This window comes from Nocardioides sp. YIM B13467 (genome assembly GCF_042788075.1).
GTDB lineage: Bacteria > Actinomycetota > Actinomycetes > Propionibacteriales > Nocardioidaceae > Nocardioides.
The window spans coordinates 3,478,669-3,504,221 of sequence record NZ_JBHZPJ010000046.1; the positions used below are offsets into that span (position 1 = coordinate 3,478,669).

At 70.0% G+C, this 25,553-nt stretch carries 30 protein-coding genes; 17 read left to right on the plus strand and 13 right to left on the minus strand.

The window, feature by feature from the left end:
* The first annotated feature begins 13 nt into the window (after positions 1-13).
* The 7 genes from ACFX43_RS23825 (at position 14) to ACFX43_RS23855 (ending at position 5,261) form a co-directional block, all read left to right on the plus strand.
* A complete protein-coding gene (locus ACFX43_RS23825) occupies positions 14-262 on the plus strand; it encodes a zinc-ribbon domain-containing protein (protein WP_160021941.1) in 249 nt (82 codons plus the stop codon).
* Positions 263-366: 104 nt separating this feature from the next.
* A complete protein-coding gene (locus ACFX43_RS23830; RefSeq protein ID WP_378836329.1) occupies positions 367-1,338 on the plus strand; it encodes an intradiol ring-cleavage dioxygenase in 972 nt (323 codons plus the stop codon).
* Between the two features lie 35 nt (positions 1,339-1,373).
* Entirely contained in the window at positions 1,374-1,589 is a 216-nt protein-coding gene (locus ACFX43_RS23835) for a twin-arginine translocase TatA/TatE family subunit (RefSeq protein WP_378836331.1), read from the plus strand.
* Positions 1,586-2,359: a twin-arginine translocase subunit TatC gene (gene tatC / locus ACFX43_RS23840; RefSeq protein ID WP_378836334.1), complete on the plus strand. Its 774-nt coding sequence runs from the start codon at positions 1,586-1,588 to the stop codon at positions 2,357-2,359. Before ACFX43_RS23835 ends, tatC begins: the two co-directional genes overlap by 4 nt.
* A complete protein-coding gene (locus ACFX43_RS23845; protein ID WP_378836336.1) occupies positions 2,347-2,814 on the plus strand; it encodes a twin-arginine translocase TatA/TatE family subunit in 468 nt (155 codons plus the stop codon). The genes tatC and ACFX43_RS23845 overlap by 13 nt, the downstream gene beginning before the upstream one ends.
* A gap of 4 nt (positions 2,815-2,818) precedes the next feature.
* A complete protein-coding gene (locus tag ACFX43_RS23850; RefSeq protein ID WP_378836339.1) occupies positions 2,819-3,481 on the plus strand; it encodes a TetR/AcrR family transcriptional regulator in 663 nt (220 codons plus the stop codon).
* Between the two features lie 82 nt (positions 3,482-3,563).
* On the plus strand, positions 3,564-5,261 hold the full coding sequence (locus ACFX43_RS23855) for a phytoene desaturase family protein (protein ID WP_378836342.1): 1,698 nt from the start codon (positions 3,564-3,566) through the stop codon (positions 5,259-5,261).
* Positions 5,262-5,319: 58 nt separating this feature from the next.
* On the opposite strand, the gene ACFX43_RS23860 is transcribed toward ACFX43_RS23855, so the two are convergent.
* The gene (locus tag ACFX43_RS23860; RefSeq protein ID WP_378836345.1) at positions 5,320-6,861 is read right to left on the minus strand and encodes an AMP-binding protein; all 1,542 of its coding nucleotides are present in this window, start codon (positions 6,859-6,861) and stop codon (positions 5,320-5,322) included.
* Between the two features lie 104 nt (positions 6,862-6,965).
* Here ACFX43_RS23860 and ACFX43_RS23865 point away from each other — a divergent pair, with 104 nt between their 5' ends.
* The 3 genes from ACFX43_RS23865 to ACFX43_RS23875 are packed head-to-tail and all read left to right on the plus strand — an operon-like array spanning position 6,966 to position 9,344.
* A complete protein-coding gene (locus tag ACFX43_RS23865; RefSeq protein ID WP_355228627.1) occupies positions 6,966-7,238 on the plus strand; it encodes a hypothetical protein in 273 nt (90 codons plus the stop codon).
* The gene (locus ACFX43_RS23870) at positions 7,207-8,694 is read left to right on the plus strand and encodes a sensor histidine kinase (RefSeq protein ID WP_378836349.1); all 1,488 of its coding nucleotides are present in this window, start codon (positions 7,207-7,209) and stop codon (positions 8,692-8,694) included. The genes ACFX43_RS23865 and ACFX43_RS23870 overlap by 32 nt, the downstream gene beginning before the upstream one ends.
* On the plus strand, positions 8,679-9,344 hold the full coding sequence (locus ACFX43_RS23875) for a response regulator transcription factor (RefSeq protein WP_378836352.1): 666 nt from the start codon (positions 8,679-8,681) through the stop codon (positions 9,342-9,344). The genes ACFX43_RS23870 and ACFX43_RS23875 overlap by 16 nt, the downstream gene beginning before the upstream one ends.
* A 69-nt stretch (positions 9,345-9,413) precedes the next feature.
* On the opposite strand, the gene ACFX43_RS23880 is transcribed toward ACFX43_RS23875, so the two are convergent.
* Both ACFX43_RS23880 and ACFX43_RS23885 read right to left on the minus strand, forming a co-directional pair.
* Positions 9,414-10,286, minus strand: a complete 873-nt coding sequence (locus ACFX43_RS23880) for a serine/threonine-protein kinase (RefSeq protein ID WP_378836355.1) — start codon at positions 10,284-10,286, stop codon at positions 9,414-9,416.
* Between the two features lie 7 nt (positions 10,287-10,293).
* Complete coding sequence (locus ACFX43_RS23885) at positions 10,294-10,674, minus strand: hypothetical protein (RefSeq protein WP_378836357.1); 381 nt, start codon at positions 10,672-10,674, stop codon at positions 10,294-10,296.
* A 150-nt stretch (positions 10,675-10,824) separates the two neighbouring features.
* Between ACFX43_RS23885 and ACFX43_RS23890 the strand changes: the two genes are divergently transcribed.
* The 3 genes from ACFX43_RS23890 to ACFX43_RS23900 all read left to right on the plus strand — a co-directional run bounded on the left by ACFX43_RS23890 (position 10,825) and on the right by ACFX43_RS23900 (position 12,385).
* A complete protein-coding gene (locus ACFX43_RS23890) occupies positions 10,825-11,259 on the plus strand; it encodes a hypothetical protein (RefSeq protein ID WP_378836359.1) in 435 nt (144 codons plus the stop codon).
* Between the two features lie 43 nt (positions 11,260-11,302).
* Positions 11,303-11,446 carry a hypothetical protein gene (locus ACFX43_RS23895; RefSeq protein WP_378836362.1) on the plus strand — a complete coding sequence of 48 codons (144 nt, stop codon included), beginning with the start codon at positions 11,303-11,305 and terminating at the stop codon, positions 11,444-11,446.
* A gap of 159 nt (positions 11,447-11,605) precedes the next feature.
* Positions 11,606-12,385, plus strand: a complete 780-nt coding sequence (locus ACFX43_RS23900; protein WP_378836365.1) for a Vms1/Ankzf1 family peptidyl-tRNA hydrolase — start codon at positions 11,606-11,608, stop codon at positions 12,383-12,385.
* A gap of 20 nt (positions 12,386-12,405) precedes the next feature.
* Here the strand turns inward: ACFX43_RS23900 and ACFX43_RS23905 are convergent, their stop codons facing one another.
* The 4 genes from ACFX43_RS23905 to ACFX43_RS23920 form a co-directional block, all read right to left on the minus strand.
* Positions 12,406-13,338 carry a lysophospholipid acyltransferase family protein gene (locus ACFX43_RS23905; protein ID WP_378836367.1) on the minus strand — a complete coding sequence of 311 codons (933 nt, stop codon included), beginning with the start codon at positions 13,336-13,338 and terminating at the stop codon, positions 12,406-12,408.
* Between the two features lie 91 nt (positions 13,339-13,429).
* Complete coding sequence (locus tag ACFX43_RS23910) at positions 13,430-15,010, minus strand: lactate racemase domain-containing protein (RefSeq protein WP_378836371.1); 1,581 nt, start codon at positions 15,008-15,010, stop codon at positions 13,430-13,432.
* Between the two features lie 15 nt (positions 15,011-15,025).
* The gene (locus ACFX43_RS23915) at positions 15,026-16,216 is read right to left on the minus strand and encodes a zinc-binding dehydrogenase (RefSeq protein WP_378836374.1); all 1,191 of its coding nucleotides are present in this window, start codon (positions 16,214-16,216) and stop codon (positions 15,026-15,028) included.
* Between the two features lie 11 nt (positions 16,217-16,227).
* A complete protein-coding gene (locus tag ACFX43_RS23920) occupies positions 16,228-18,471 on the minus strand; it encodes an HAD-IB family phosphatase (RefSeq protein WP_378836378.1) in 2,244 nt (747 codons plus the stop codon).
* Between the two features lie 119 nt (positions 18,472-18,590).
* On the opposite strand from ACFX43_RS23920, the gene ACFX43_RS23925 reads away from it, so the two are divergent.
* From ACFX43_RS23925 to ACFX43_RS23935, 3 genes are read left to right on the plus strand one after another with little or no spacing between them, the layout of a single operon-like run.
* Positions 18,591-19,871 (plus strand): hypothetical protein, encoded by a 1,281-nt coding sequence (locus ACFX43_RS23925; RefSeq protein ID WP_378836380.1) that lies wholly within the window; start codon positions 18,591-18,593, stop codon positions 19,869-19,871.
* Complete coding sequence (locus ACFX43_RS23930) at positions 19,858-20,370, plus strand: SigE family RNA polymerase sigma factor (RefSeq protein WP_378836385.1); 513 nt, start codon at positions 19,858-19,860, stop codon at positions 20,368-20,370. The genes ACFX43_RS23925 and ACFX43_RS23930 overlap by 14 nt, the downstream gene beginning before the upstream one ends.
* Positions 20,371-20,413: 43 nt before the next feature.
* The gene (locus ACFX43_RS23935; RefSeq protein WP_378836387.1) at positions 20,414-20,908 is read left to right on the plus strand and encodes a hypothetical protein; all 495 of its coding nucleotides are present in this window, start codon (positions 20,414-20,416) and stop codon (positions 20,906-20,908) included.
* 27 nt (positions 20,909-20,935) lie between these two features.
* Here the strand turns inward: ACFX43_RS23935 and ACFX43_RS23940 are convergent, their stop codons facing one another.
* Entirely contained in the window at positions 20,936-21,268 is a 333-nt protein-coding gene (locus tag ACFX43_RS23940) for a type II toxin-antitoxin system PemK/MazF family toxin (RefSeq protein WP_378836388.1), read from the minus strand.
* A 40-nt stretch (positions 21,269-21,308) separates the two neighbouring features.
* Between ACFX43_RS23940 and ACFX43_RS23945 the strand changes: the two genes are divergently transcribed.
* Positions 21,309-21,431, plus strand: a complete 123-nt coding sequence (locus tag ACFX43_RS23945) for a hypothetical protein (RefSeq protein WP_378836389.1) — start codon at positions 21,309-21,311, stop codon at positions 21,429-21,431.
* Between the two features lie 336 nt (positions 21,432-21,767).
* On the opposite strand, the gene ACFX43_RS23950 is transcribed toward ACFX43_RS23945, so the two are convergent.
* The 5 genes from ACFX43_RS23950 to ACFX43_RS23970 form a co-directional block, all read right to left on the minus strand.
* Positions 21,768-22,136, minus strand: coding sequence for a DUF3040 domain-containing protein (locus ACFX43_RS23950; protein WP_160024339.1), 369 nt, complete (start codon positions 22,134-22,136; stop codon positions 21,768-21,770).
* Positions 22,137-22,281: 145 nt separating this feature from the next.
* Positions 22,282-23,487: a DNA polymerase IV gene (gene dinB, locus ACFX43_RS23955; RefSeq protein WP_378836393.1), complete on the minus strand. Its 1,206-nt coding sequence runs from the start codon at positions 23,485-23,487 to the stop codon at positions 22,282-22,284.
* 33 nt (positions 23,488-23,520) lie between these two features.
* Positions 23,521-24,246 (minus strand): methyltransferase domain-containing protein, encoded by a 726-nt coding sequence (locus ACFX43_RS23960; RefSeq protein ID WP_378836398.1) that lies wholly within the window; start codon positions 24,244-24,246, stop codon positions 23,521-23,523.
* A gap of 49 nt (positions 24,247-24,295) precedes the next feature.
* Positions 24,296-24,757 (minus strand): SAV_6107 family HEPN domain-containing protein, encoded by a 462-nt coding sequence (locus ACFX43_RS23965; protein WP_378836402.1) that lies wholly within the window; start codon positions 24,755-24,757, stop codon positions 24,296-24,298.
* A gap of 169 nt (positions 24,758-24,926) precedes the next feature.
* Entirely contained in the window at positions 24,927-25,520 is a 594-nt protein-coding gene (locus ACFX43_RS23970) for a hypothetical protein (RefSeq protein ID WP_378836404.1), read from the minus strand.
* Between the last annotated feature and the right edge of the window lie 33 nt (positions 25,521-25,553).

A 25,553-nucleotide genomic window follows, 5' to 3' on the forward strand; every position in this document is an offset into this window, starting at 1 on the left:
AAGACTCGTCGGCATGATCATCTTCGGGCTCAAGACCTACACGCGACTGCTGGCCACGCTCTCGCTGGTCTGCCCCCACTGCCGCCAGCAGGCAGCCCATCGCCTGTTCGAGGTCGTCAACAAGTTCACCCTCTTCTTCATCCCGCTCTTCCCCGTGAGCAAGTCGCGCCGGATGGACTGCACGTACTGTGGCTACGCCTCGAAGCTGTCCAAGGAGCAGGCGGACCAGCTCCAGTCCGCCCCGCGGCCGAGCCTCGGCTGATCCTCCGCGGCTCTCACAGGAACCCCACAGCCGGGGCAGGAGGTCCTCACGGATCGGGACGTCAGAGTCAGGTCAACGCACCAGACAGACGCCAAGGAGAACCTATGAGCCGCGTACCCGAACCCGAGAACACCCCTGAAGGCCCCGCCTATGAGGGCCGCCTGCTGGCCCGCCCCGAGGAGGAGGTGGTCGACCAGGGTGCCGGCTTCGACATCTCGACGCTGCTGACCCGCCGCCGGGTCCTCGGGCTCGTCGGGGTCGGGGTCGGAGCGGCCGCTCTGGCCGCCTGTGGGGCGAGCTCGTCGGGCTCGAGCTCGTCCGGCTCCTCGAGCACCTCGACGGGCGGCTCCGCCGCCAACACCTCCACGACCGCCGACGGCGAGATCCCGCAGGAGACCAACGGCCCCTACCCGGCCGACGGGACCAACGGCACCAACGTGCTGACCGAGTCCGGGATCGTACGCAGCGACATCACCTCCAGCCTCGACGGCGGCACCACGGTCGACGGCGTGCCGCTCGAGTTCACCTTCACGGTGACCGACATGGCCAACGACGACGTGCCCTTCGAGGGGGTCGCGGTCTATCTGTGGCAGTGCGACGCAGCCGGCCTCTACTCGATGTACTCCGAGGGGGCCGAGGACGAGACCTACCTTCGCGGTGTCCAGGTCGCCGACGCCAACGGGCAGGTGACCTTCAAGACCATCGTCCCGGGCTGCTACGACGGCCGCTGGACGCACATGCACTTCGAGGTCTACCCCGACGCCGACTCGGCCACCACCGGCGAGAACGCGATCGCGACCTCGCAGGTCGCCTTCCCGGAGAAGATGCTGAACAAGGTCTATCAGGACGACGCCTACGACGGCTCGGCCGAGAACCTGACCAAGGTCAGTCTCGACACCGACAACGTCTTCAGCGACGGCTACGACCTCGAGATGGGCACGTTCACCGGCAGCCCGAGCGCCGGCTACAAGGGCTCGCTCGCCGTCGCCGTCGACACCACCACCGAGGCCTCCATGGGCGGCGCGCCGGGTGGCGGCGGCGAGGGCGGCACCCCGCCCGAGCCCCCGACCGAGTGACCCACAGACCACCACGAACACCTACGGAGATCATCATGTTGCAGAACCTCACGGGCTGGCACGCCCTCGTCATCCTCGCCATCATCCTGCTCGTCTTCGGCTCTGCGAAGCTGCCCGCTCTCGCCCGGAGCGTCGGCCAGTCCGTACGCATCCTCAAGGACGAGACCCACGACGGCACGGCCGCCACGACCGCCACCGCGGAGCCACGGCCCGTCACCGTCGAGGCCGTGGCCGACCGCAGCGCGTCATGACCACCGCCACCGCCGCACCGGTCACCGCCAAGGGGACCATGCCCGTCGCCGGCCACCTGCGCGAGGCGAGCAGGCGTGGGATCCGTGCGGCGGTGGCGCTCCTGATCGGAGTGGTCGTCGGCTTCTGGCTCTCCGACCAGATCCTGGAGGTCCTGCGTTCCCCGATCGAGCAGATCGCCCGGTCCCGGGACGCCAGCCTCAACTACGACACCGTCACCGGCGCCTTCGACCTCAAGCTCAAGATCGCGCTCTTCACCGGCGTGATCCTCTCCAGTCCGATCTGGCTCGCCGAGCTGTTCGCGTACGTCACCCCCGGGCTGACCCGCCGCGAGCGGAAGTACACCTTCGGGTTCCTGGCCGCCGCGATCCCGCTCTTCGCCGCGGGCTGCGCGTTCGGCTTCCTCCTCTTCCCGCACATGGTCGCGATGCTCGCCGGCTTCTCCTCGGCCGAGGACAGCACCATCCTCAACGCCGGCTACTACGTCGACTTCGTGATGAAGATGGTCCTCGCGATCGGGGTCGCGTTCGTGCTCCCGGTGTTCGTGGTCGTGCTCAACGCGCTCGGCCTGCTCCCCGCGAGCACGCTGCGGCGCAGCTGGCGCGCCATCGTGGTCGTCATCGTGCTGTTCAGCGCGCTGGTGACACCCGCGGCCGACGTACTCTCGATGTTCCTCGTCGCCGCGCCGATGTCGGCCCTGTTCGCCGCCGCCGTCCTCATCACCCATCTGCACGACCGCCGACTGATCAGGAGCCAGCCATGTTCGGCCTGACCTTCGAGAAGCTCTTCCTGGTCGCGATCGTCGCGGGCCTCGTGATCGGCCCCCAGCGGCTGCCGATCTACACCCGACGGCTCGCCGAGCTGATCCGCTCCTTCCGGAGCCTCATCGATACATCGAAGGCCCGGGCGGAGCTGGAAGCCCTGGACGTACGCCAGTACGACCCGCGCCGGATCGTGCGGGAGGCTCTCACCGAGCCCGCGGCCGCGCTGCCTGCAGACGAGGCGATCGAGGCGGACCTGGAGGAACAAGCAAGCCGCGTACGTCCCGGACAGAAGTATCTGGTCAGCGGCGGGTCCGCCCACCCTCGACGGATCCTGATTGAGTCGCTGCCGGCGGACGACCCCCGCCGCGTCGCGGCGTACGTCCCGTCCCTTGCCGCGGACGACGAGACCGAGCTGCTTCTGGCCGAGGTCAACCGCCTCTTGGAGGAGTCCGCCCTACCCTGATCGGGTGAACGACGTTCAGAAGCCGAAAGATCCGGCCGGCAACGCCGCGGCGCGCGGGACGCGCCGACGGGAGCGAACCCGCGCCCGGGTGCTCGAGGCCGCCGAGCAGTTGATGTCGCGTCATGCCCCTGAGGAGATCCGGATCGAGGACGTCGCCGCCCTGGCGGGGATCTCTCCGGCCTCGGTCTATGTGCACTTCGGCACCAAGGACGGGCTGATGGCAGCCGTCACCGAGCGAGTGCTGACGGTGGCCACCGAGACCCTCCGGTCGGCCTACGCCGCGCAGACGACTCCGCTCGAGCGCTTCGCCGGAGTCGGGTCGGCCTACCTGAAGCTGCTGCTGGAGCACCCGACGGTTGTGAAGTACCTGATGGTGACCGGCGAACGAGGCCCCCGGTCGGCGGTGGAGGATCAGGTCGTCGAGCGGTTCAGCGAGCTGCGGGGCGAGTTCGAGCAGAGCATCCGCGATGCGGTGGACTCCGGCGCGATCCGGAAGGTGGATCCGGAGCTGTTGTCCTACTTCCTCTTCGGATCCTGGAACGGGGTGGCCGCGCTGGCGTTGCGCCGGGACGCATTGGCGGTGGAGCCCGAGCGCGTCGAGCTGGCCGTGATCGAAGCCGGCCTGGTGTTGCTCGAGGGTCTGATCCAGGCTCCGCCTCCCGCCTGACGGACAGCCGGCCTTGGCGGAACGGGTCGATACGAGTTAACTGGAGTCCGACTCCAAATAACTGCTCCGAAAGCGACCGGTGATGACGCAGACTGCGACACCCCCCACTCCGGGCCACGACGCCGACGACGACACCTGGGATGCCGTGGTGGTCGGCGCCGGGCCGGGCGGCCTCACCTGCGGGGCCTACCTCGCAGCCAACGGCAAGCGGGTCCTGGTGCTCGAGGCCAACCAGGTCGTCGGCGGCAGCACCCAGGTCTTCCGACGCGCAGGCAACAAGTTCGAGTTCGACGTCGGCACCCACTACGTCGGCGAGTGCGGCCCCGGCGGTCGGATGCAGACCGCGCTGTCCGGCCTCGCGCTGACCGAGCGGATCAAGTGGCTGCGCCAGCGACCCGAGGGCCACTGCCAGGTGATGATCCCTGGCACCACCTTCCAGACGCCGACCGGCTGGGACACCTACCTCGACCGGCTCATCGCGGCCTTCCCCAGCGAGGAGGCTGGACTGCGCCGCTGCGTACGGATCATGCGGATCATCTCCGCCGGGGAGCAGCCGCGGCGGCGCCCCTACCACCTGCTGCGCTGGGGCATCCGGCCGATCACGAAGCTGATGGACGCCTGCGGGCTGAGCGCCGACGCGCAGGCCGTGATCCTCGCTGAGAACGGCGACTACACCTGGCCGCCCTACCGCACGCCCACCGCGATGCACGCCGGCTTCCTCCACCACTACCTCCAGGCCGGCGCCTACTACCCGCGCGGGGGCGGGCAGGTCATCGGCGCCCACCTCACCGACGTGATCACCACGCACGGTGGCCGGGTGCGCACCAAGGCCCGCGTCGAGAGGATTCTCATCGAGGACGGACGGGCGGTCGGCGTACGTCTGGCCGACGGCGAGGAGATCCGCGCCGAGGTCGTCGTCTCCGCCGCGGACTTCAAGAAGACCTGGGCCGACCTGGTCGGCGACGAGCACCTGACCCGCCGCCTGCGGCGCCGGCTCGAGGATCTCGAGATGACGCTGCCGATGTTCGCGGTCTACGTCGCCCTCGACGTCGACCTGCGCGAACGCGGCACGCCGCCGCTGGCGTGGGTGTGGCCCACCAACGACGTCGACGGCTACTACCGCGAGGTCGAGGCGGGCCGCTGTCCCGACCAGATGCCCGTCGGGATCAGCTGCCCCACCGCCAAGGACCCGGAGGGTACGCACTCGGCGCCGGCCGGGTACTCCACGCTCGAGCTGGTCAGCTGGGCGCCGAAGGACCACGAGTTCTGGAACGTCTCCGATGATCCCTCCGACGGAGCGTCGTACGGCCGTGACGAGCGCTACCTCCAGCTCAAGGAGCAGCTCACCCAGCGGGTTCTCGACACCGCCGAGCTGATGATCCCGGACATCCGCGAGCGGATGGTCTTCTGCGAGGCCTCCACGCCGATCACCCAGGAGCGCTTCACGTTGACCAGCGACGGCTCCTGCTACGGCATCGCGCCGCTGATCAAGAACCTCGGCCCCTTCCGGCCGCGGGTCACCACCCACATCCCCGGGCTGTTCCTCGCCGGCGGCAGCACCGAGCACATGTTCGGCATCAACGCCACCATCTGGGGCGGCATGAGCACCGCAGGTGCCGTGCTCGGTCGCGACCTCGCCGCAGAGGTACGCGACGGCGCGGTCTTCGTGGATGAGGCCGACCTGACCCCGATCACCGACGATTTCGACCCGCTCCTGGCCTCGAAGCCGGGCTCGGTGATCCGTCGGGCCGCCCGACGTCGCCCCAGGGCGACTGCCTGAGCGACCCACGGTCCGGTGCACGGGGTGAGCGCAACGCTCGCCCCGTGCGCCAGATCCTCTAGTTGACCTTGCGCTCGCGGTCGCCCCAGTAGGGCTCGCGGAGCTTGAACTTCTGCAGCTTGCCGGTGGCCGTACGCGCCAGGGAGTCGCGGAACTCGACGACCGTCGGCGCCTTGTAGCCGGCGGCTCGTTCCTTGCACCAGGCGATCAGCTCCTCCTGGGTCGCCTGGGCGCCCTCGGCGAGGACGACGAGGGCCAGGATGGTCTCGCCCCACTTCTCGCTGGGGATGCCGATGACGGCGACCTCGGCGACCGAGGGGTGCAGGAAGAGCACGTCCTCCACCTCGGCGCTCGAGACGTTCTCGCCGCCGGTGATGATGACGTCCTTGATGCGGTCGGAGATGGTGAGGTAGCCGTCGTCACCGAGGCTGCCGCCGTCGCCGGTGTGGAACCAGCCGTCGGCCAGCGCCTTCTCGGTCTCCTCGGGCTTCTCCCAGTAGCCCTCGAGCACCACGTTGGAGCGGGCCAGGACCTCCTTGTCGGGCGAGATGTCGAGGCTCACGCCGATCGCGGGCGCCCCGGCGCGAGTCAGCTTCGCGGCGCGCTCCATCGGGTCGAGGTCGTCCCACTCGGCACGGGTGCGGTTGATGGTCAGCAGCGGCGAGGTCTCGGTGAGGCCGTAGATCTGGATGAACTCCCAGCCGAGCTCCTCCTGGACGCGGACGACCGTCTTCGTCGGCGGCGGCGCACCGGCCATGATGATCCGGACCTTGTCCCGTCCGGGGATCTCGCCCTCGGTGGCCTGCCACTGCGGAAGCGCGTCGAGCACAGCGGCCGCCACCGCGGGCGCGGCACACATGTAGGTGACTCCGTGGTCGCGTACGCGGCGCAGGATCTCCATCCCGTCGACCTTGCGAAGCACGATGTGCTTGATGCCGAGGCCGGTCGCCGCGAACGGCATCCCCCAGCCGTTGGCGTGGAACATCGGCAGCGTGTGCAGGTAGACGTCGCGGTCGTTGCAGCCGGCGTGCAGCGCGAAGGTCAGCGCGTTGGTCCAGATGTTGCGGTGGGTGATCTGCACGCCCTTGGGCCGGGCGGTGGTGCCGGAGGTGTAGTTGATCGCCGCGGTCGCGTTCTCGTCCGGCTCCCAAGGCTTCGGCTCGACACCCTCCTCGGCGTAGAGGTTGGCGTCGTCGCCGAGCACGAACCGGTGCTTCGCGGTCACGTCCTTCAGGGCCTCGTCGACCTCGGGGTCGACCCAGAGCACCGAGGCGCCGGACTGCTCCACGATGTAGGAGACCTCGTCGGGACGGAGCCGGAAGTTGACGGGCACCAAGATGCGGCCGTAGCCGGAGACGCCGTAGAACGCGGTCAGCAGTCGCGCCGAGTTGTGGGAGACGATCGCGACCCGCTCCCCCACCCCGATACCGAGCTCGTCGAGCCTCGCCGCCATCCGCTTCGCGAGCGACTTCATCTCGGCGTACGTCACCTCCTCGAGGGATGCCGCCGGCTGGTCGGGCTCGTCGACGATGCCCACCCGCTCGCCGTAGACGGATGCGGCACGGTCGATGAAGTCGTTGACGCTGAACGGGACGAACACGGGCGTTACCTCCAGGTGCAAGTGGTGACCCGGATCACTGTATCGATGAGAGGTCTCTCATGGACCCCCACATCGGACAGGTGGTCAGGCACTATCGGAGGGTCATGTCCCGCACCCTGAAACTCGTCCTCCCGCTGGTCGTCCTGGTGGCGGTCGGCGTCTACCTGGCCGGCTCCTTCGCCGGAGCCTCCGACAACGACCCGCCGCCGCGCGAGCCCGTCGTGCTGCCCTCGGAGAGCGTCTCGCCCTCCTCGCCCGGATCTCCGGGCTCCTCATCGAGCACAGATCCCTCGGGTGTCCCGGTCGTCACCCCTGGTCCCGTCGACGATGATGATGACGACGACGATGACCGCGACGACCGCCATGACGACGACTGACCCTCAGCCACCCGGGGCCACACCGCCCCCGCCGCGCCGGGGGCTGTCCGTACGCGCCCGGATCACCGCCTCGGTGGCCCTGCTGGTCACCCTCGCCCTGGCCGGCGCCGGGCTCATCGTCTACGCCGTCGAGCTCAGCCGGGTCGACGCCGCGACCACGCGCGAGATGGAGCAGGAGCTCGACGAGTTCTCCAGGCTGCGCACCGAGGGCATCGACCCCGAGACCAGGGCGCCGTACGACGTCGAGGGTCTGCTGCGGACGTTCCTGAGCCGCAACGTGCCCGACGACGACGAGCTCCTCGTCGCCTGGGTCGACGGCCGGCCGCGCGCGCACTTCCCAGAGGACCCGCTGGTCGAATCGCCACGGTTCCGCAGCGCCGTAAGCGACGTGGTCCGCGACGGTGGGACGACCTATCTCGACACCGCGGACGGCGAGGTACGCATCACCAGCCAGCCGGTGCGGCAGGACAACGCCCTGGGCACCACCGAGGGCGCCCTCCTGGTCGTCTCCTACCTCGACGAGGACCGTGCCGAGCTGCGCAGCACCATGCGGACCTACACGATCGTGGCCGCCCTCCTCGCCCTGCTCGTCACCGTGGTCGCGGCCTGGCAGTCCGGGCGGCTGCTGGCTCCGCTGACCAGGCTTCGACAGGCGACCGGAGCGGTCAACGCCAGCGATCTCTCCGCCCGGCTGCCCGAGTCGGGCAACGACGACATCTCGGCCCTGACCAGGAACTTCAACGACATGCTGGCCCGTCTGGAGCAGGCGTTCTCCGACCAGCGCCAGTTCCTCGACGACGCCGGTCACGAGCTTCGTACGCCGCTGACGATCATCGGCGGCCACCTCGAGCTCCTCGACGAGTCCGACCCGGCCGAGGTCGAGCAGACCCGGCGGCTGGCGCTCGACGAGGTCGACCGGATGAGCCGTCTGGTCGGCGACCTGATCCTGCTGGCCAAGCACGACCGGCCCGACTTCCTCACCCTGGAGGAGGTCGACGTCGACACCCTCACCGAGGACATCCTGGCCAAGGCCAGCGCCCTCGCCGACCGCGACTGGCACCTCGACGCGGCGACTCCCGGCACCTGGCGCCTGGACCCGCAGCGGGTCACCCAGGCGATGCTGCAGCTGTGCGACAACGCCGCCGGACACACCGCGCCCGGCGACCGGATCGCGGTCGGCTCGGCGACCGTCGACGGCACCCTGCGGCTGTGGGTGCGCGACACCGGACCAGGAGTGCCCGCCGAGGACCGGGACCGGATCTTCGAGCGGTTCGCGCGCGGCGCCGAGACCGGCTCCGGCGACCGGCCGGGACTCGGGCTCGGCCTCGCCATCGTCTCCGCCATCGCCACCGCCCACGGCGGCACCGTGGGCGTCGAGGACGCGACACCCTCCGGCGCCCGCTTCACGATCACCCTGCCCGCACGCACCGAAGGAGAGGCATGGCCCGCATCCTGATCGTCGAGGACGAGGACCGCATCGCGGCCTTCCTCGCCAAGGGCCTGAGCGCCGACGGCCACCAGGTCAGCACCGTCGCCGACGGTCTCGAAGGGCTCGAGGGGGCGCTCAGCGGCGCCTTCGACCTGATGGTGCTCGACATCGGTCTGCCGACCATCGACGGCTTCGAGGTGCTCGACCAGCTGCGCGCCCAGGGCTCCCGGATGCCGGTGGTGGTGCTGACCGCCCGCGACTCGGTGCACGACACCGTCTCCGCGCTCGAGGGCGGCGCCGACGACTACCTGGCCAAGCCGTTCCGCTTCGCCGAGCTGCGGGCCCGGATCAACGTACGCCTGCGGCAGCAGGACAACACCGACGCCGAGGTGGGCGAGCTCCGCTCCGGTTCGGTGGGTCTGGACCTGCGTACGCGGCGGCTGCGGGTCGACGGGCGCGAGAGCGACCTCTCGGCGCGTGAGTTCGCACTGGCGGAGGTGCTGCTGCGGCATCCGGGGCAGGTCCTCTCCCGCGCGCAGCTGCTCGACCTGGCCTGGGGCATGGACTTCGACCCCGGCTCCAACGTCGTCGACGTCTACGTCGGCTACCTGCGCAAGAAGCTGGGCTCGGCCCGGGTCGAGACCGTCCGTGGCATGGGCTACCGCTTCCAGCCCTGATCTCGGCGCAAGGAACGGCTGAGGGCCCGGCGAGTGCCGGGCCCTCAGCTGCAGGGGATGGGAGAAGGGTCAGTGGATCCGCAGGCCGCCCAGCGAGGCTCGCGGCAGCCGTTCCAGCGCCGGCGAGACGGTCTCGGCGATCTCCGCCGGGGCCGGCCGGTCACCGGCGGCCGGGGAGAGGCACGCCTCGATGACCTTGACGACCTCGGGCGGCGTACGCCTGGGGAGGTCGCCGGGACCGGAGACGAGCTGCGGGTAGCGCTCGGTGCGGTCCGCCGCTGACGGGTCGCCATGGGGGAACGGCCGCTCGCCGGCGACGGCGTGGAAGAGGGTCGCGCCGAGGGCCCAGACGTCGCTGGCGGGGCCGACCTCGCCGCGTTCGCCGGGCAGGCACTGCTCGGGCGCCATGTAGGCGTCGGTGCCGATCTCGTGGCGCAGCGCGGCGGCCGCGGCGACGGGCCGGGCCACGGAGAGGTCGATCAGCCGGGCCGGCGAGCCCATGATCAGGTTGCTCGGCTTGATGTCGAGGTGCACCCAGCCGGAGCGGCGCAGGTAGTGCAGCGCCGAGGCGAGGTCGAGCGCCAGCGGCAGGTACTGCTGCTCCGGGAGGCGCCCATGGCGACGGATCAGCGTCGAGAGCCGGGGGCCCTCGACGTGCTCCATCACGACGTACGGGCGCTCGCCGTCGAGGTCCTCGCGCAGGCCGCGGACGAGGACCGGATGGCGCAGCTGCGTCAGTGCGTCGGTCTCGCGCCGCAGCGCGTTGCGGCTGGTCTCGCTGTCGATCAGGTTCGGTCGCAGGACCTTGGCGACGACCGGGCCGTAGGTGATCTCGTCGAAGGCCAGGAAGGCCTCGTACGACGAGCCGCCCCCGAGCAGCCGCATCGCGGTCAGCTCGGGGGTGATCGCGTCACCCTGGACCAGGCCCCAGGTGTCGGTCATCTTCGACTCAGCCCTGGGTCCGGTCGTTGGTGTTGTCGTCCCGCGTGTTGTCCCGCGTGTTGTCCTTGGTGTTGTCGTCCTTGGTGTTGTCGTCCTTGGTCTGGTCGTCGCGGGTGACCTTGTCGCGGGTGTTGTCCCGGGTGTTGTCTTTGGTCGCCCGGGTCACGCCGGTGCCGTTGGTCGCGGTGTCGTTGCCGGCGGCGTCGCGGGTGACGTCGTCGGCGTCGTTGTCGTCGTCATCGTCGACGGTGGTCACCTGGGTGTTGGACTTCTCCTCACGCTTGGCATAGCCGTCGTCATCGACAGCGGCAGCGCTCTGGTAGCTGAACACGCCCGCCGCGACCACGCCGACCAGGCCGGTCCCCAGGATCATCGGAAGCTTCTTCATCATTCGTCCCTTCAGGTTCTGCCCCGGGTGTTCCCGGCGCCATGCAAGAACCATCTCGGCCCGCGGTGAGGTGATCGTGAGATGACCATGAGAGCTCTCTCATCCGCGAGCCGGTTCGGGCCCTGGGGCCGGTGGTGGTAGGAACGTCCCGTGCAAAGCAGCGAGAGGCGTGAGATCGCGGTCAAGGTCGGAGTGCTGCTGCTGGTCGGAGTGCTGATCTCGGTGGCCGGCTACGGCTACTCGCGCTCCCGCTTCCGCGAGCACGCCACCGAGCAGGCCGAAACCGCCGCCAGCCGGTTCGCGCGGACCACGAGCTGGACCACGGTCGAGGCGAAGCCGGAGCTGGTGGCGCAGTGGGCGCGGGCCTGCCCTTCGGTCCAGACCCCGCCCACCGAGAAGACGGCCGACGCGCGCGGCCACCTGGAGAAGGTACGCATCACCTCCACCGACCTCACCGAGACCGGTGCCACGGTCGAGCTGACCCCTGACGGCGGCCGGTCCGTGTTCACCCTCGTCGTCACCCGCTCCGGCGAGGGCAAGGACGAGGAGTGGCACGTCACCGAGGTCACCTGCGCGGCCGGTTGAGCCGACCCGTGTTACATCCCCTGCCGGCGGGTACCCCACCGATATGGACACCGCTGGATTCACCACGCTGTTGACCCGCCCCGGGCCGTACGCCACCGTGCTGGCCGACGTCAGCCAGGACTCGGAGAACGCGGCCCACGCCAAACAGCTGCGGGTGCGCGCCGCCTGCGAGGAGCTCTCCGCCTAGGGCGCTCCCCCGGGCGTCGTCGCCCAGGTCTCCGACAGGCTGGAGGCGAACGTACGTCAGCCGGCCCCGCTCGCGCGGGTCGTCGTCGCGACGCCCGAGGGGATCGCCTACGACGAGGTCGCCGTTGCCGCGGTCCCCAACCCGGTCGCGACCTGGGACATGCTGCCCGACCTCGGCTCCTGGATCGCCGCGCGCGAGACCTCGATGCCGTTCGTGCTGGTCCTGGCCGACCACACCGGTGGCGAGATCTCGCTGTGGGACTCGGGACTGCCGCAGCCCGCGAGCACGACCACCGTGGAGGGCGACGAGCTCGAGCACGTCCACAAGGTCCACGACAACGTCGGGTGGGCGGCGTTCCGCATGCAGCAGACCACCGACAACGTCTGGCGTCACAACGCCGACAAGGTCGCCGAGGAGGTGACCAGGCTGGTCCGCGACCACGGCCACGAGCTCGTGCTCGTCGGCGGCGACCCGACCACGGTGGGCAGGCTGCGCGAGAAGCTCGCCGGCCAACCCGTCGAGGTGGTCGAGCTGGCGAGCGGACAGCGTGCCACGGACGGCGGCGACCAGGCTCGCGACGACGCGATCCGTAGCGCTCTGATGGACCTTGTCGTACGCCATCGCACGGCACTGGTCCGGCGGCTCGAGGAAGCCTGGGGCAGGGGCGAACGCGCGGCCACCGGTGTACGCGACGTCGCCGACGCCTTCGTCACCGGCCGCGTCGAGACCCTGCTGATCGACCCGGGTGCGCTGGCTGGCCGCATGCTCGACCCGGCGGATCATCCCGGCCTCACCTTCGGGGAGGCCCCGGTCTCCGGTCCGGTCGAGGCCGGCGAGGCGCTCATCGCCGCCGCGGTCCTCACCGACGCGGAGGTGTACGTCCTGCCCGCCAGCCTGCTCGGCGACGCTCCAGTGGCAGCGCTGCTGCGCTGGGCCTGACCCGGCTCAGCAACACATCCTCAGCGGCGCCAGGCCCTGATCCGGTCCGGCTCGGGGTCAGGTGACTCGGTGGCCGCCCAGACCTTGCGCCACTCGGCGATCTCCTCGCCGGCGGGGTCGGGCGTGCGCTCCTCGGCAGCGCGGCGCATCGAGGCGTACCAGTCCGTGGCGTCCTCATCCAGCAGCCTCGCCACCGCCGTCCGGATCCGGGGCGCGAACTCGCGGATCGACTCGCCCTCGGCCGGGCGGAGCGGCTCCCCGAAGCGTACGGTCAGCTGGCGGCGGCCACCGGCCTTGTCCTTGCCGGGCCAGTTCACGCCCCGCGGCATCGCCGCGTAGGTGCCGCGGTGGGCGATCGGGACGACGGGGACGCCGTACTCGATGGCCAGGTAGGCGGCACCGGACCGGAACCGGCCGACGGTGCCGTCCTTGGACCGGGTGCCCTCGGGGAAGACGACCAGCGACCAGCCGTCGGCGAGGACCTCACCGGGCGCGTTCGCGAGCGCGCCCCCGCGACGGTCGATCGGCAGCGTGTTGAAGACCAGCGAGGAGCCCACCGCCCGCCACCAGGTGTCGAAGAAGTAGTCGGCCGCGGCCGCCACCGCCGTACGCCGCCGCCACTGGTCCGGAAGGCTCAGCAGGATCAGCGGAGTATCCAGGTGGGAGGCATGGTTGGCCACGAAGATCACCGGCCCGTCGAGCCTCTCGAGCACGTCCAGCCCCTCGACCTGGGTCTTCACCTGCGACCGGAAGACCGCCTCGAGGCCAGCCTGGGCGACCTCCCTGACCGCTCGCGCGGCCGGCCTGCGCGACCACTCGTTGTCGAAGACCGTCGTCGTCGCCGGCGGCACGAACGGCTCCGCCGACCGCGGCACCTGCGCTCGGTGACCCCACCGCCAGCCCCGCTGGAAGAGCCGTACGTCGCGGGCGGTGTCCTTCCAGAAGCTACTCATCGCGCCGCCTCCTCGCGGTGTAACACGTCGTTCGTAGGACTACTCGCCCTCCTAGAACGACCGGATAGTCCTACGAACAGCGTGTTACAGCTCATCGGACGTCCGCCAAGAGGTGCGGAGGGTTGCGCAGGTAGGTGATCGACGGCGACGGACCGACGGTCGAGCTCGCCATCTCGAGCGCGTCCCGCAGGGTCGATGCCGACCGGAAGCCCATCCGCGCCGCGGCCTTGGGGTTGCCGCCGACCCAGATCACGTCGCCGAGGTGGTCGAGGGCGTGCGCGATCCAGTACCACATGTAGAACGGGTGGACGCCGTGGTAGGCGTTCGAGGTGCGGTAGAGGTGGACGTACCAGGGGTCCGTGGCGAACTGCTCCTCGAACTTCGGCCCGATCAGCGCCGGATCCGTCGTGTCGGCCAGCACCTCCTCGTAGAAGTCGACGTAGGAGGGGTGGGTGAGGGTGTTGAAGCCCTCGTCGAGCGGGTGGTAGAGGATCGCCACACCACCCTCGCGCACGACCGGTTGGCGCAGGTAGGAGTTGAAGTAGTAGCCCAGCCCCATGCAGGCGGCCAGGATCGGGTTCATGGTCGAGTTGACGTTGTAGGGGCCGAGATAGGGCACCCCCATCACCATCACGTCGGACTGCCCCTCGACCTTGACCCGCTGCTGCTGGTGGACGCGCTGCACGGTCAGCTCGTGCACCGGCTCGACGGCGCCGGCGGTGATCCCGGTCAGCCCGTAGTTGGACCGCAGGTCGTGGAACATCTTGTGGCGCATCTTCTGCGGCGCGACCGCCAGCCCGCGGCGCAGGCCGAGCACGGTGGCCTGGTCGCGGAGCGACCATTCCCACTCGCGCTTGAGCAGCGTGTCGTACGGCTTCCCGAAGACCTCGTTGTCGAGCGTCGTCTCGATCTGGAAGACCTTGACGTGCTCGCCGATCAGCCGGCCCATCCGCCAGGCCGAGGAGTGCATCTCGGAGTGCTTGTGGTCCATGAACGAGCGCGAGTGCACCATCGTCTTGGCGTTGTGGTGGTGCTTGATCGACTTGTAGGAGGCCAGCCCGATGCCGACCGACTTGTGGCCGCCGTCCATCGCGACGAGGTTGACGTTGACGTAGATCAGCAGGTCGGAGGTGGCCGCCCGCTTGTTGATCTCGACGTCCTCGCCCTTCTCGGTGACGCCCATGTGCTCGAGGTTGGTGCGGTCCTCGGCGTCGTGGTTGTAGAGCAGCCCCTGCGGCGCGAAGCTGCGGAAGACGCGCTCGCCGACGATGTGCTTCATCTCCGCATCCGTCATCCGGCGGTGCAGGGCCAGCGCGGCGATGATCTCGACGTCGTCGACGCCCTTCTCGGCCGCGATCGTGAGCACCTGCTCGATGATCCGGCCCCGGATGTCGGGCGCCTTCATGGTCGGCAGCGGCAGGGAGAGGTCGTCGAAGGCGATCGTCAGCCGCATCCCCGGGAACATCAGCTCCCGCAGCGGCTCGGAGTCGACCGGGTTCTCCAGCGACTCCCGGATCGCGGCTTCCACGTCCGGCACCGTCGGCAGCGACTCGGGCGGGTAGACCACCCGTGTGCCCTGCGGGAACTCCTCCAGCCGGAACCCGAGCCCCTCGTGGACGAGCAGGGGCGGCGTACGGTCGTCGACCTCCAGCACGAAACCTGGTCGTGTCATCGTGTCTCTCCTTCTTCAGGACGTACGTCTGGGGTCGAACGCCACCTTGACGGTGCCGAGCCGACCGGCTGAGTGGGCATGGTCGAGCGCCTCTCGCCAGCGATGGAGCGGGTAGGGCGCGACGGTCTTGGCCAACCGGCATATGGCGTCGTGGCCGACCAGGTCGAGGGCGGTGGCGAAGTCGCCGGAGCCGCGCGAGGAGGCGTACGTCCCGACCACCTCGAGCTCCCGGAACCAGGCCGCGGAGAGATCGGCGGAGGCGGGCATCCCGGAGAGCACCACCCGCCCACCCGCACGGGTGGCGTGCAGGCAGGTCTGCAGCGACTCCTTCGAGCCGACCGCGTCGACGGTGACGTCCACGCCGCCGAGGAGGTAGGGCGAGGAGAGCATCTCCGGCTCGAGCATGAAGGCGCTGGTCGCGCGCCTGATCCTGCGCAGCGTCTCCGACGGCGCGACGACCTCGGTGGCGCCGAACTCGAGCGCCAGCTCGCGCTGATGAGCGTGCTTGGCGACGACCAGGATCTCGCCGGCGTCGGTGAGCTCGCGCAGGGCCAGCGTGGCCAGCAGCCCGACCGCCCCGGCACCCGAGACGAGCACCCGGTCGCCGGGCTTCACCGCCGCCCGGCGAGCGGTGTGCACGGCACAGGCGACCGGCTCGGCGAGCAGCGCCTGCTCGTCCGAGTAGCCGTCGGGCACCACGTGGAGCTGGGAGCGGTGCACCGAGAGCTGCTGCGACCAGCCGCCGCCGGTGTCGTGGCAGAACCCGGTCTGCAGCCCGGAGGAGATGTCACCGACGGTGATCCGGGAGCAGCGGTTGGTCTCGCCGCGCGCACAAGCCTCGCACGCCTCCAGCCCGCGCGCGGCGCAGGTCAGGACCGGGTCGACGACCACGCGGGTCCCGGCCTCCAGGTCGCCGCAGGGGTCGAGCAGCTCGCCCACGATCTCGTGGCCGGGCACGAACGGCAGGCTCACCAGCGGCTGGAAGTAGAGGCTCGTCTTTCCCGACAGCATCCCCAGGTCGGAGCCGCAGATGCCGGACAGGGAGACCCGCAGCCGAGCCCATCCGTCGTGCTCGACCCTCGGCGGGTCGAGCGTCACCATCCGCAGCGGCGCCGCCGCCCCGGTCAGCAGCAGCGGCAGCCGCCCGCCGGCGACCTTCCCCAGCGCCGTCTTGGCGACGCTGCGGTACATCTCGAGCGCGAGCATTCAGCCCCTCCTCATCGGTGCAGCCCGGCCGGGTCGAGCGTGCGGCTCGCGTGGCCCGGCGACTCCCAGTCGACGATCGTCCAGTGCGCCTTCTTGGCGTGCCGGAACAGAGGTACGTCGGGACGGACGGCGATCGGATGCCCGACCGCCGCGAGCAGCGGGAGGTCGGAGTGGGAGTCGGCGTAGGCGAAGCAGTCGGACGGCGAGATGCCCTCGCGGCGCGACCACTCCCGGACGAACGCCCCGCGCGACTCCCCGACCAGCGGCGACGCGGCCATGTGACCGGTGCAGAACCCCCGGTCGTCGACGGCCAGGTCGGCCGCCTCGATGTGGTCGAACAGCGGCATCAGCGGCCGGGTCAGCGGCCGGATCGCGCCGGTCACCAGCACCGTCACGTGTCCCGCCGCCCGGTGCTCCCGGATCCGCCGGACCGCGTCCGGGGCCAGTCGCCCGAGGATGTGCGTGGTCAGGTGCTCGTCGACGATCTGGTCGAGCTCGGAGAGCCGGGCACCGGCGTACTCCTTGTAGACCGTACGCAGCAGCGTGCCGCGCTCGGTGCGGTCCGCCCACACGTAGCCGGGCACCTTTCCCGCCATCCGGGCGATCTCGGCGGCCTTCTTGGTGCCGGAGAGCTCACCGAGCCGCAGCCACAGGTAGGTCTCGATCACGTTGGAGGACATCAGGGTGCCGTCGAGGTCGAAGAAGGCCGCGACCCGCCCGTCCTTGAGCTGAGGCAGCCGGCCGGAGTCCGGCCTCTTCCGCAGCTTGCGCAGCTCGTCGAGCTCGCGGACCGGCTTGGTCACCGACGGCACGTGGATGTCGTAGAGGTATTCGTGCCAGTCGATCACGCCGGTGTCGAAGGCGAAGGTCTCCTGGTCGGCCGGCGACAGCGACCGGTAGAGCGCGAGCGTGTTGGTGTCGACGAAGCGGAGGTCGGCCTGGGCGTACTCCTGATAGAGGTCCAGGTAGCGCCGCAGGAACTGCAGGCGCCGGCCCTGCCGGTCCAGGTCGCGGGCCCATGCCCGGGTACGGTCGCTGCGCGGAGCCAGTCCGAGCAGCGTGTCGGCGATCTTGTGCACCTTCTCGCCGGTCGACATCATGCGCTCGACCGATGCGCCGCCCTGGAAGGTCCACTCCGGCAGCCTGGCCGCACCCCGGTCTCCGGCCGCGAACGGCTCCTTCGAGAAGTAGGCCCGCACGGTCTCGTAGAGCATCTCGAACGTCAACGGGTTGCGGTCGCCGGAGGCGAGATGGAAGTAGGCCGGCTCGCCGTGCTCGGGCGGGTGCGCCAGGCAGGCCACGATCGAAGAGACCACGTGGTCGACCGGCACGATGTCCGCGGTCGTGTCCGCGGCGGCCGGGAAGAGCGGCAGCTCGCCACGCCCATAGGCGAGGATCAGCGGCTCGGCCATCTTGAAGCCCTCGATCCAGCCCGGATAAGGACGTGAGACGGCCGACTCGATGATCGCCGGGCGGTAGATCGTGGCCCGGTGCCCTGCTGCGGCGTGGGCTTCGACCACCCGCTCGCCCAGCGCCTTGGTGAACGTATAGGCGTCGGTCCAGCCCAGCGACCGCGCCCGCTCGGTGCCGAGGCGCACGAGCTCGTCCTTCACCCACTTCTTGCGCGCCTCCTCGGCGGCAGCGGCGGCGGTCATCAGACCTGCCCGACCGTGCTCGCGCTCGGCCTGCTTGCGAAGCTTGGAGATCACCTCGACACCGCGCGAGCGCTCCTCTACGGCCGTCCGCTGCGCCAGCCCCCAGGCCAGCTCGGCGTCCACGTCGACGGAGTGGTCGACCGGCCCCTCGGGGATGTGTCCACGGCGCCGCCCGGAGACGTACGCGGTCGAGACGTGCAGATAGTGGATGTCCCGGCCGGTCTCCTCCACCCGCTTGAGCAGCTCGCGGACGCCCACGACGTTGGTGACGAACCCTTCGTCGACCGGCGGGTCGAAGGAGACATCCCCCGCGGAATGCACCACGGCGTCGAGATCCGCCGGCAGCGCCGGCGGATCGGAGAGATCGCCCTCGACGACGTTCACCTCGGCGTCCGAGACGGACTCGAAGATCGGCTTGGTCAGCATCTTCGCGATCCGGTCCGCACCCGACGTCGACCCCTTCGGCCGGACCAGGACGCTGAGACGTACGTCCGGCACCTCGGTCAGCATCAGATGCAGCAGCGCCTCGCCGACAAACCCGGTCACTCCCGTGAGCAGCACGTGCTGCCCCGCGAGCCGTTCTCCGATGTCAGAGTTCACGCCGGAGATTCTGCCCAATCCAGCAAATGTCGCACGGGAATTCTGTTCAAATCAGCACACCCAACCTTCGGCGAGGCTCGATACGTGTCAGTCATCGGACAACCGAACTGGAGACCGATGTGCTGACCAACCTACTCGAAGAACTCGCCCGGGAGGCGCCTTCCGGCGGCGATGCCCCCGGACAGCTGTGGTGGCGTGGCCGCCGCGTGGCGCGTACGCAGCGAATCGGCACGATCGCCATCGCTGCCGTCGCCTGCGTGCTGCTGATCGCGCTCGGCACGGCGACCTGGCAGCAACGCACCGGAGTCGAACCGGCGACGGATACCGGGACCGGGAGCTACCTCCCCAGCCGTTTCCACGAGCCCAGTCCACATCTCCCCGGCACGGACTCGGTGGGGCCGCTGGGCCCGCTCATCGCCACGTTCAGCGTTCCCCGCGAGAGTTGGTTCGGGAGCACCGACGGCGTGGTCGGGGTATCTGCCGAGACCGGTGCCTACGCCTTCCTCGACCTGCCGCACGCGGCTACCCCGTATCTCCGCGAGGCCCAGCTCGCCCCGGATGGCCGCCATGTCGCCTACTGGACAACCGGGGAGGTGGACAACCCGATTCCCGCCCTCGAAGGCGGCACGATCAACGGTTATGCGGTCTATGACACCGTGACCGGCGAGGTGGTCACCCAGAGACCCAGCACCGAGCGCGGGATCGGGAGCGGCACCCTGATCTGGTTCGACCCCACCCGTCTCGGCGTCGCTTTCGGGCAGATGCGGGACTGCTGCAGCTCAACGAGTCCCCGGAGCATGATCTTCGACCTGAGCTCTGCCCAGACCTCCGCCATCAGCACCAGCCTCACCGGGCTCGACACAGCGAGTACGACCGGCGTCGGCACAGTGATCGTCCCGGGCGAGGAATCGGTCATCATCGAGGCCGATGGGACAACCGCTCCCGCCGAGATCCCGACAACGGGGCCACGGATCAACGGGTCGCAATCTCTCGCCCTCACGCCCGACTCGAAACGCGTCGCGGCGATCTTCGGCGACTCCACACCAGCCCGGATCAGCGTGAAGAACGTCGACGAGGACGGTGCTGGTGATCCGGTCCCGGGCAACTATCTCGGAGTGGTCTCGTGGCTCGACGAAACCCATGTCGCCGCGCTGAGACGCAACCCTGCCGAATCAGGCGTCGACCTCGTCGCCGTCGACGTCCGGGACGGTTCCGCCGAGGTCCTCAGCGCGTACGTCGACACCGCCCGCCTCGCGATCAACCTGCTCGACTCGCCGGTGAAGAACCAGCCGGTCCCGCCTCGCCCATGGTCCCCATGGGTCCCGACCGTCACCGCCGGCACGACGCTCATAGTCGCCGCCCTCGCGATCTTCGCCTGGAGGCGCCGTGCCAGAGCCTGACGGTCATCTCTTCGACGAGTTCGTCACCACCCGCCGCCCCGCCCTGCTGCGTACGGCGTATCTCCTCACCGGACATGCCGAGGACGCCGAGGACCTCGTCCAGACCACGCTCATCAAGGTGGTGCCGAAGTGGGGGAAGATCCAGGACAACCCCGAGCCGTACGTCCGCAAGGTGCTCGCTCGAGAGGCCACCACCCGCTGGCGAACCCGCCGCTGGAGGGAGACCTCGGTCGAGCATCTGCCGGACCGGGAGGCGGCGGAGCCGAGCCTGACCTGGAGCATCACCGTCCGGGAGGCGCTGCTTCGGCTCCCGCCTCGACAGCGTGCCGTCATCGTCCTGCGGTTCTACGACGACCTCACCGAGCGCGAGACCGCGGCCACGCTCGGCATCGCGATCGGCACCGTCAAGTCGCAGACCAGCGACGCGCTCGCGCGGCTGCGCACCTTGATCCCCGATCTCGCCGCCTCCGATGCCTCGGTTGCGGGCTTGCGAGGGTGACCTGCGAAACTGGCGAGACTTCCGCAACCCCGAGGAGCCGTACGTGTCGAGGAAGCTGCTGAGTGTCGCAGCCGTCCTCTCCGCGACCGCTCTCGCCGGCTGCGGCTCCGGGGAGCCCACCACCAGCAGTCCTGGCCCGAGCCCGTCGACCTCCTCCACCGTCGAAGCCTCCGGACCCTGTCTCTTCGAACCTGGTCAGGTCGCCAGCGCCATCCCCGGCTCCTGGTCGCATACCGCCGACGAGGACGTCTGCACCTACACCAGCGACCGGGGCGCGATCTTCGTGACTACGTTGGTCGACACCTCGGTCTCTGCTGGGCTCTCCGCCAGCAGGGAGGACTGCATCTCCTCTCCTGCGCCCGTTGAGATCGGGGACCGGGCATTCGTGTGTATCGAGTCGCACGATGACGGGGATCTTGTCGTCGGCAATGTTGCTGTCGGGAGTCGGCTGTGGTCGCTTGTCATCGTTCCTGATGAAGGGGTTCACGATGCTGAGCTCGGTGCGATGGGGCGGCTCGTCGAGATGGTTGTCGACTGACCCGCTGGTCGAGACCGTCTGCTTCGTCTACCCAAGTCCACCGAGACGGAGGGCGTCGTCGATCTCGCTGAGCTTCCCAGAGGACAGGGCGCCTGCTCGCTCGATCAGGTCGTCCCGGGACAGGGTGGTCAGCCACGTGCAAGGGGTGAAGCCCGGGCGCGGGATCGCGAACCGAAGCACGCCTTCAAAGGGCAGTCCTTCTGTGGCGCCTACTGTCACTTCGACGCCCAGACCGGACATGTCGACACCCGCCGGGGCGACGACCTGCATCACCTGGATCCCGGACGCGTCGTCTCCCGACAGCAGCACGACCGGCCGCCGCTCGTCGAACTCCACCCACCAGACTTCGCCACGTTGCACTTGTCCTCCTGACATACGGCGGCACGCCGCAGGTATCAGCGTGACCCTACCTGTTGGCCAGGAGGGGTTCGTGGGGCTGATGGGCCGGATAGCGGGACGGTTGACGCTGGTCGAGCCGCCCTCCCGCTGGTCGAGCCGCCGGAGCCGCTATGCGACCGAGTGAGGCCGCCCGGCGAGCTTGCTCGTCCGGGCGTGCCGAGCGAGGGAGCACCCGAGCGAAGCGAGGGCGGCGGAGGCGTGTCGAGACCAACACGGTCCGCTTCTCGGGGAAACCTCGCTTACCCGACCGTGCTTCGTTTCAGGGTTCGCCGCCGACCCGGGCTTTGAGTGTTTCTCGATCGCGCGCCGCGTCAAGGACGCCCTTCGGGCGCCGGCTTCGCCGGCCGCTTCGCGGTCCTTGACCCGGCACCCGATCGAGAAAGATTTCGCCTATAACGGGGCGGCGGCNTCCGAGCGGGAGCTGATCTCGTCCTAGAGGTCCCTCTGAGAGGTCGTTCTCTCAGAGGTCGTTGTCGCGGCGGCGCTGCTTCCAGCGCTCGCTGGCCCGGTCGAAGAACGAGCTTCGGGGCGTGTGGTCCCCGTCGTCCTCTTCTACCGCGGCAGCACCACGAAGAGCGGTGAGCAGCACGGAGGTCGAGGCCAGCATCACCAAGAAGCCGACCACCCCGACGATCCACATCCGTGAGATCACACCGGTCATCAGCAACGCGACTCCACCGGCGAGCACGATGCCCGCGATGACCGCGTGTCGACGTTGGGCACGGCGCAGGGCCGTGCCTCGGAGGGCGGAGGCGAACTTCGGGTCCTCCGCCGAGAGCGCGCGCTCCATCTGCTCGAGCAGGCGAAGCTCCTCTTCCGAGAGTGGCACCGTACCTCCCATGTCCTGTTGGGGTAGCCCCAAGTCTAGGCTGGCCACCCTGAAGGCGGTAGTGAGCCCAGAAAATTCTTGCCCCTTGACGTTCTGCCACATGGCACAACCAGGACCGATTGTGTCAAGCAGAGTGGCGGGTGCGTCAACCCCGGCCCTGATCGAGCAGGCTCGCGCGGCGCACGAGGCTGGATCCGAAGCGCTCGGCGACCTGGTCGATGGCGCGGTCGGCCTCGGACCAGCCCCGCTCCCGCTCGCCGAGCACCAGCTGCCGGTCGGTGCCCTCGCGGGCGACCAGGTGCTCGACCCGGACCCCGACCAGGCGCAGGGCCCGGCCCCGGAGATTCAGCTCGTCGTAGAGGCGGACCGCGGTGGCATGCACCTCCTGGGTGACGTCGGTGGGATCAGGCAGCGTGCGCGAGCGCGAGATGGTCTTGAAGTCGGTGAACCGCACCGTCAGCGCGACCGTGCGACCGACCGTGCCGGCCCGCCGCATCCGCCGGGTGACCCGGGCCGAGAGGCGCAGCAGCTCGCGGACGATGTCCTCGCGGTCACTCAGGTCGTGGCCGAAGGTCTCCTGGGCGCCGGTGGACCGGTCGGGCAGGTCGGGGCCCAGCCGCCCGGTCAGCTCGCGCCGGTCGGTGCCGGTGGCGAGCCGGTGCAGGTGGCCACCGAGACGTGGGCCGAGGATCTGGTGGAGGGTCGGCACCGGGGTGCGGGCGATGTCGCCCACCGTCTCGAAGCCGAGCCGCCGCAGCCGGGTCCGGGTGCTCGGGCCGACCCCATAGAGCTCACCGACGTCGAGCGGGTGGAGGAAGCCGGGGATCTCCTCCGGCCGGACGACCACGACGCCGTCGGGCTTCGCCTTGCGGCTGCCGACCTTGGCCACGCTCGGGGTGGGCGCGACGCCGACCGAGCAGGTGATGCTCAGCTCCTCGGCGATCTGGCGGCGGATCCGCTGGGCGATCTCCTCGGGGCTCCCGAAGAGCCTGGTCGCTCCCCGTACGTCGAGGAACGCCTCGTCCACGCTGACCACCTCAACCAGCGGGGTGGCGCGGCGGAAGATCTCACGGACCTGATGGGAGACCTCGGCGACCTCACCGAAGTCGAGACGGACCGAGACGAGCTGAGGGCACAGCCGTCTCGCCATCGAGCCCGGCATCGCGGCCCGCACGCCGTAGGCCCGCGCCGGATAGTTGGCGCAGGTCACCACGCCCCGGGCATGTCCCCCGACCACCACCGGCTGGTCCCAGAGCTCGGGCTGGTGCCTGATGGCCACCGACACGAAGAAGGCGTCCATGTCGACATGGAGGATCGGGGTGCCTTCCGGAGCGCCAGCGGAGGAGGTCACCCCGATCCTCCATGGACGCGGACAAGCGCCCCGTCAGCGAAGCGAAGCGAGCAGATGCAGCTGAGTCGCGAGCGGGAGGTAGTCAGCCCGCGTAGAAGCCCGCTGCTCGAGATCGACAAGCGCAGCCGACGTGCCAGGATCGACATCGAGCAGCGACCCGGGAACGTGATCCACGAAGACACGTACGCCACGAACATCCGAGACCGCGAACCCGGCGGCCTCGAGCAGCCCGGTGACCTCGTCGAGGGCGAAGCGCCGACCCGAGCGCCCCTGCGAAGTGGTGTCGTCGAGGAGCTCGGCGGCCTGCGCGAAGTGGCCGGCCAGAGCGCGGGAGAGGACGGCGGCGGTGCGCTGGGCGACCAGCAGGCTGAGCGTGCCGCCGGGACGGAGCACCTCGCGGATCCCTGCCAGCGCCTCAGCAGCGTCGGGGACGACCTCGAGGACACCGTGGCAGAGCACCACGTCGGCACCGCTGGGGTCGGCGACGTCGGAGAGTGCGGCCAGGTCGCCCTGGCGCGCATCGACGGAGACGCCGGCCTCGCGCGCCCGGCGGTCGAGTGCGGCCAGCGCATCGGGGCTGGGGTCGACGACGGTGACCCGGTGGCCGAGCCCGGCGATGCGTACGGCTGAGGTGCCGGTGCCGCCGCCGATGTCGAGGACGTCGAGCGGGCCGGAGGCCAGGACCGGGTCGAGCGCGTCCCAGACGGCGACGGTCCGGGCGCCTGCCCGACGACTGGTTGATGCGGAGCCAGCTGACATGGGGCCAAGCGTAGGCCCTGCCTCCCACCCTGCGTACGCCACACCTGGATCAGCCCACGAGGCGGTCGTGCCGGAGCCGGGTGGCCTGCGAGGTGTGGGCCATCAGCCCGAGCGACTCCTCGACGACGGCGAGGAACCGGTCGGCGTCACGCACCTGCTCGTCGGCCTCCTCCGCGGTGACCGCACGGATCGAGCCGGCCTCCGCGGCGGCGCGCTTGGCGGCGCCGGCGGCGAAGTAGTCGGCCCACTCGGAGAGCTCGGGCGCGACCTTCTTGAGGCGGACCCAGGCGTTCCACGGACGACGGCGACCGGCGCGGCTCGCGGCCTCGACGGGATCGGTGCGGGCGGCGATCAGCGCGGCGGCGGCCTGGAGCGCGGCGACGTGAGCGATGGCGTACCTGCTCGGCACGTCGTCGGCCACGATCGCCTCCGCGAGGGTCTCGGTGGCTCGGAAGAGGTAGTTGTGCGTCGTGGCCGGCAGCAGATGCATCGGGTCGTCCTTCTCGCTCACGGTCGACCCCGCAGTGGACGGCTCTGGCGGGCGTCGGGGGTCGAGGACGACGCCCGCCAGAGCCTGGATGTTCGAACATCTGTTCGAACACGTGATCAAACTACACCCCGCCACCGACAGTCACAAGACGTTTCGGTGGCGGGGCGTGTCGAGCGGTGCTGCGGGCCGCTCAGTCTTCGGCGACGGCGCCGCGGATGAGGTGCGGCGGGTGGATGTAGCGAGTGTTGGCCGGCAGCCACATGACCACCAGCAGCCCCGCGGCGATGACGATCGCGATCGCGGTGAGCACGCTGATGATCACCGGCGGGCCGGTCAGGATGCCGCCGACGCTGGCCACCGCGGAGATGAACACCAGGAACGTGATCGTGATGCGGGCCCACTCGAAGCCGTTGCGGAGGAAGACCGCGAGCACACCGAGCATGCCGGCCATCACTCCGAACAGGGTGATCGCGGGGGCGATGAACGCCGGCGCGCTGACCCGGTTGTCGGTGGGCGGGTTGATGAGGGCCTCGAGCCCTTCGGTCTCCAGGATGCGCTTGGCCGAGGCGTTGCCTTCCGCCCACGCGCGCACCAGGTCATCGGAACGCAGCACCATGACCACGACCACGACGGCGCTGAACGCGATCAGACCGACGATCAGCCGGACCGCCCACGTCATCTCCCGCGGCACGGGCTCAGCAGCGAGGGCCGCCACCTCGACGGTGGTCTCCAGGTCCTCGTTCACGACCACACCTTCGTTCTCGTCGGGTGTCGTCATGGTCATCCGGTCTCCTTGCGACGTGGGGGGAAGTCTGCG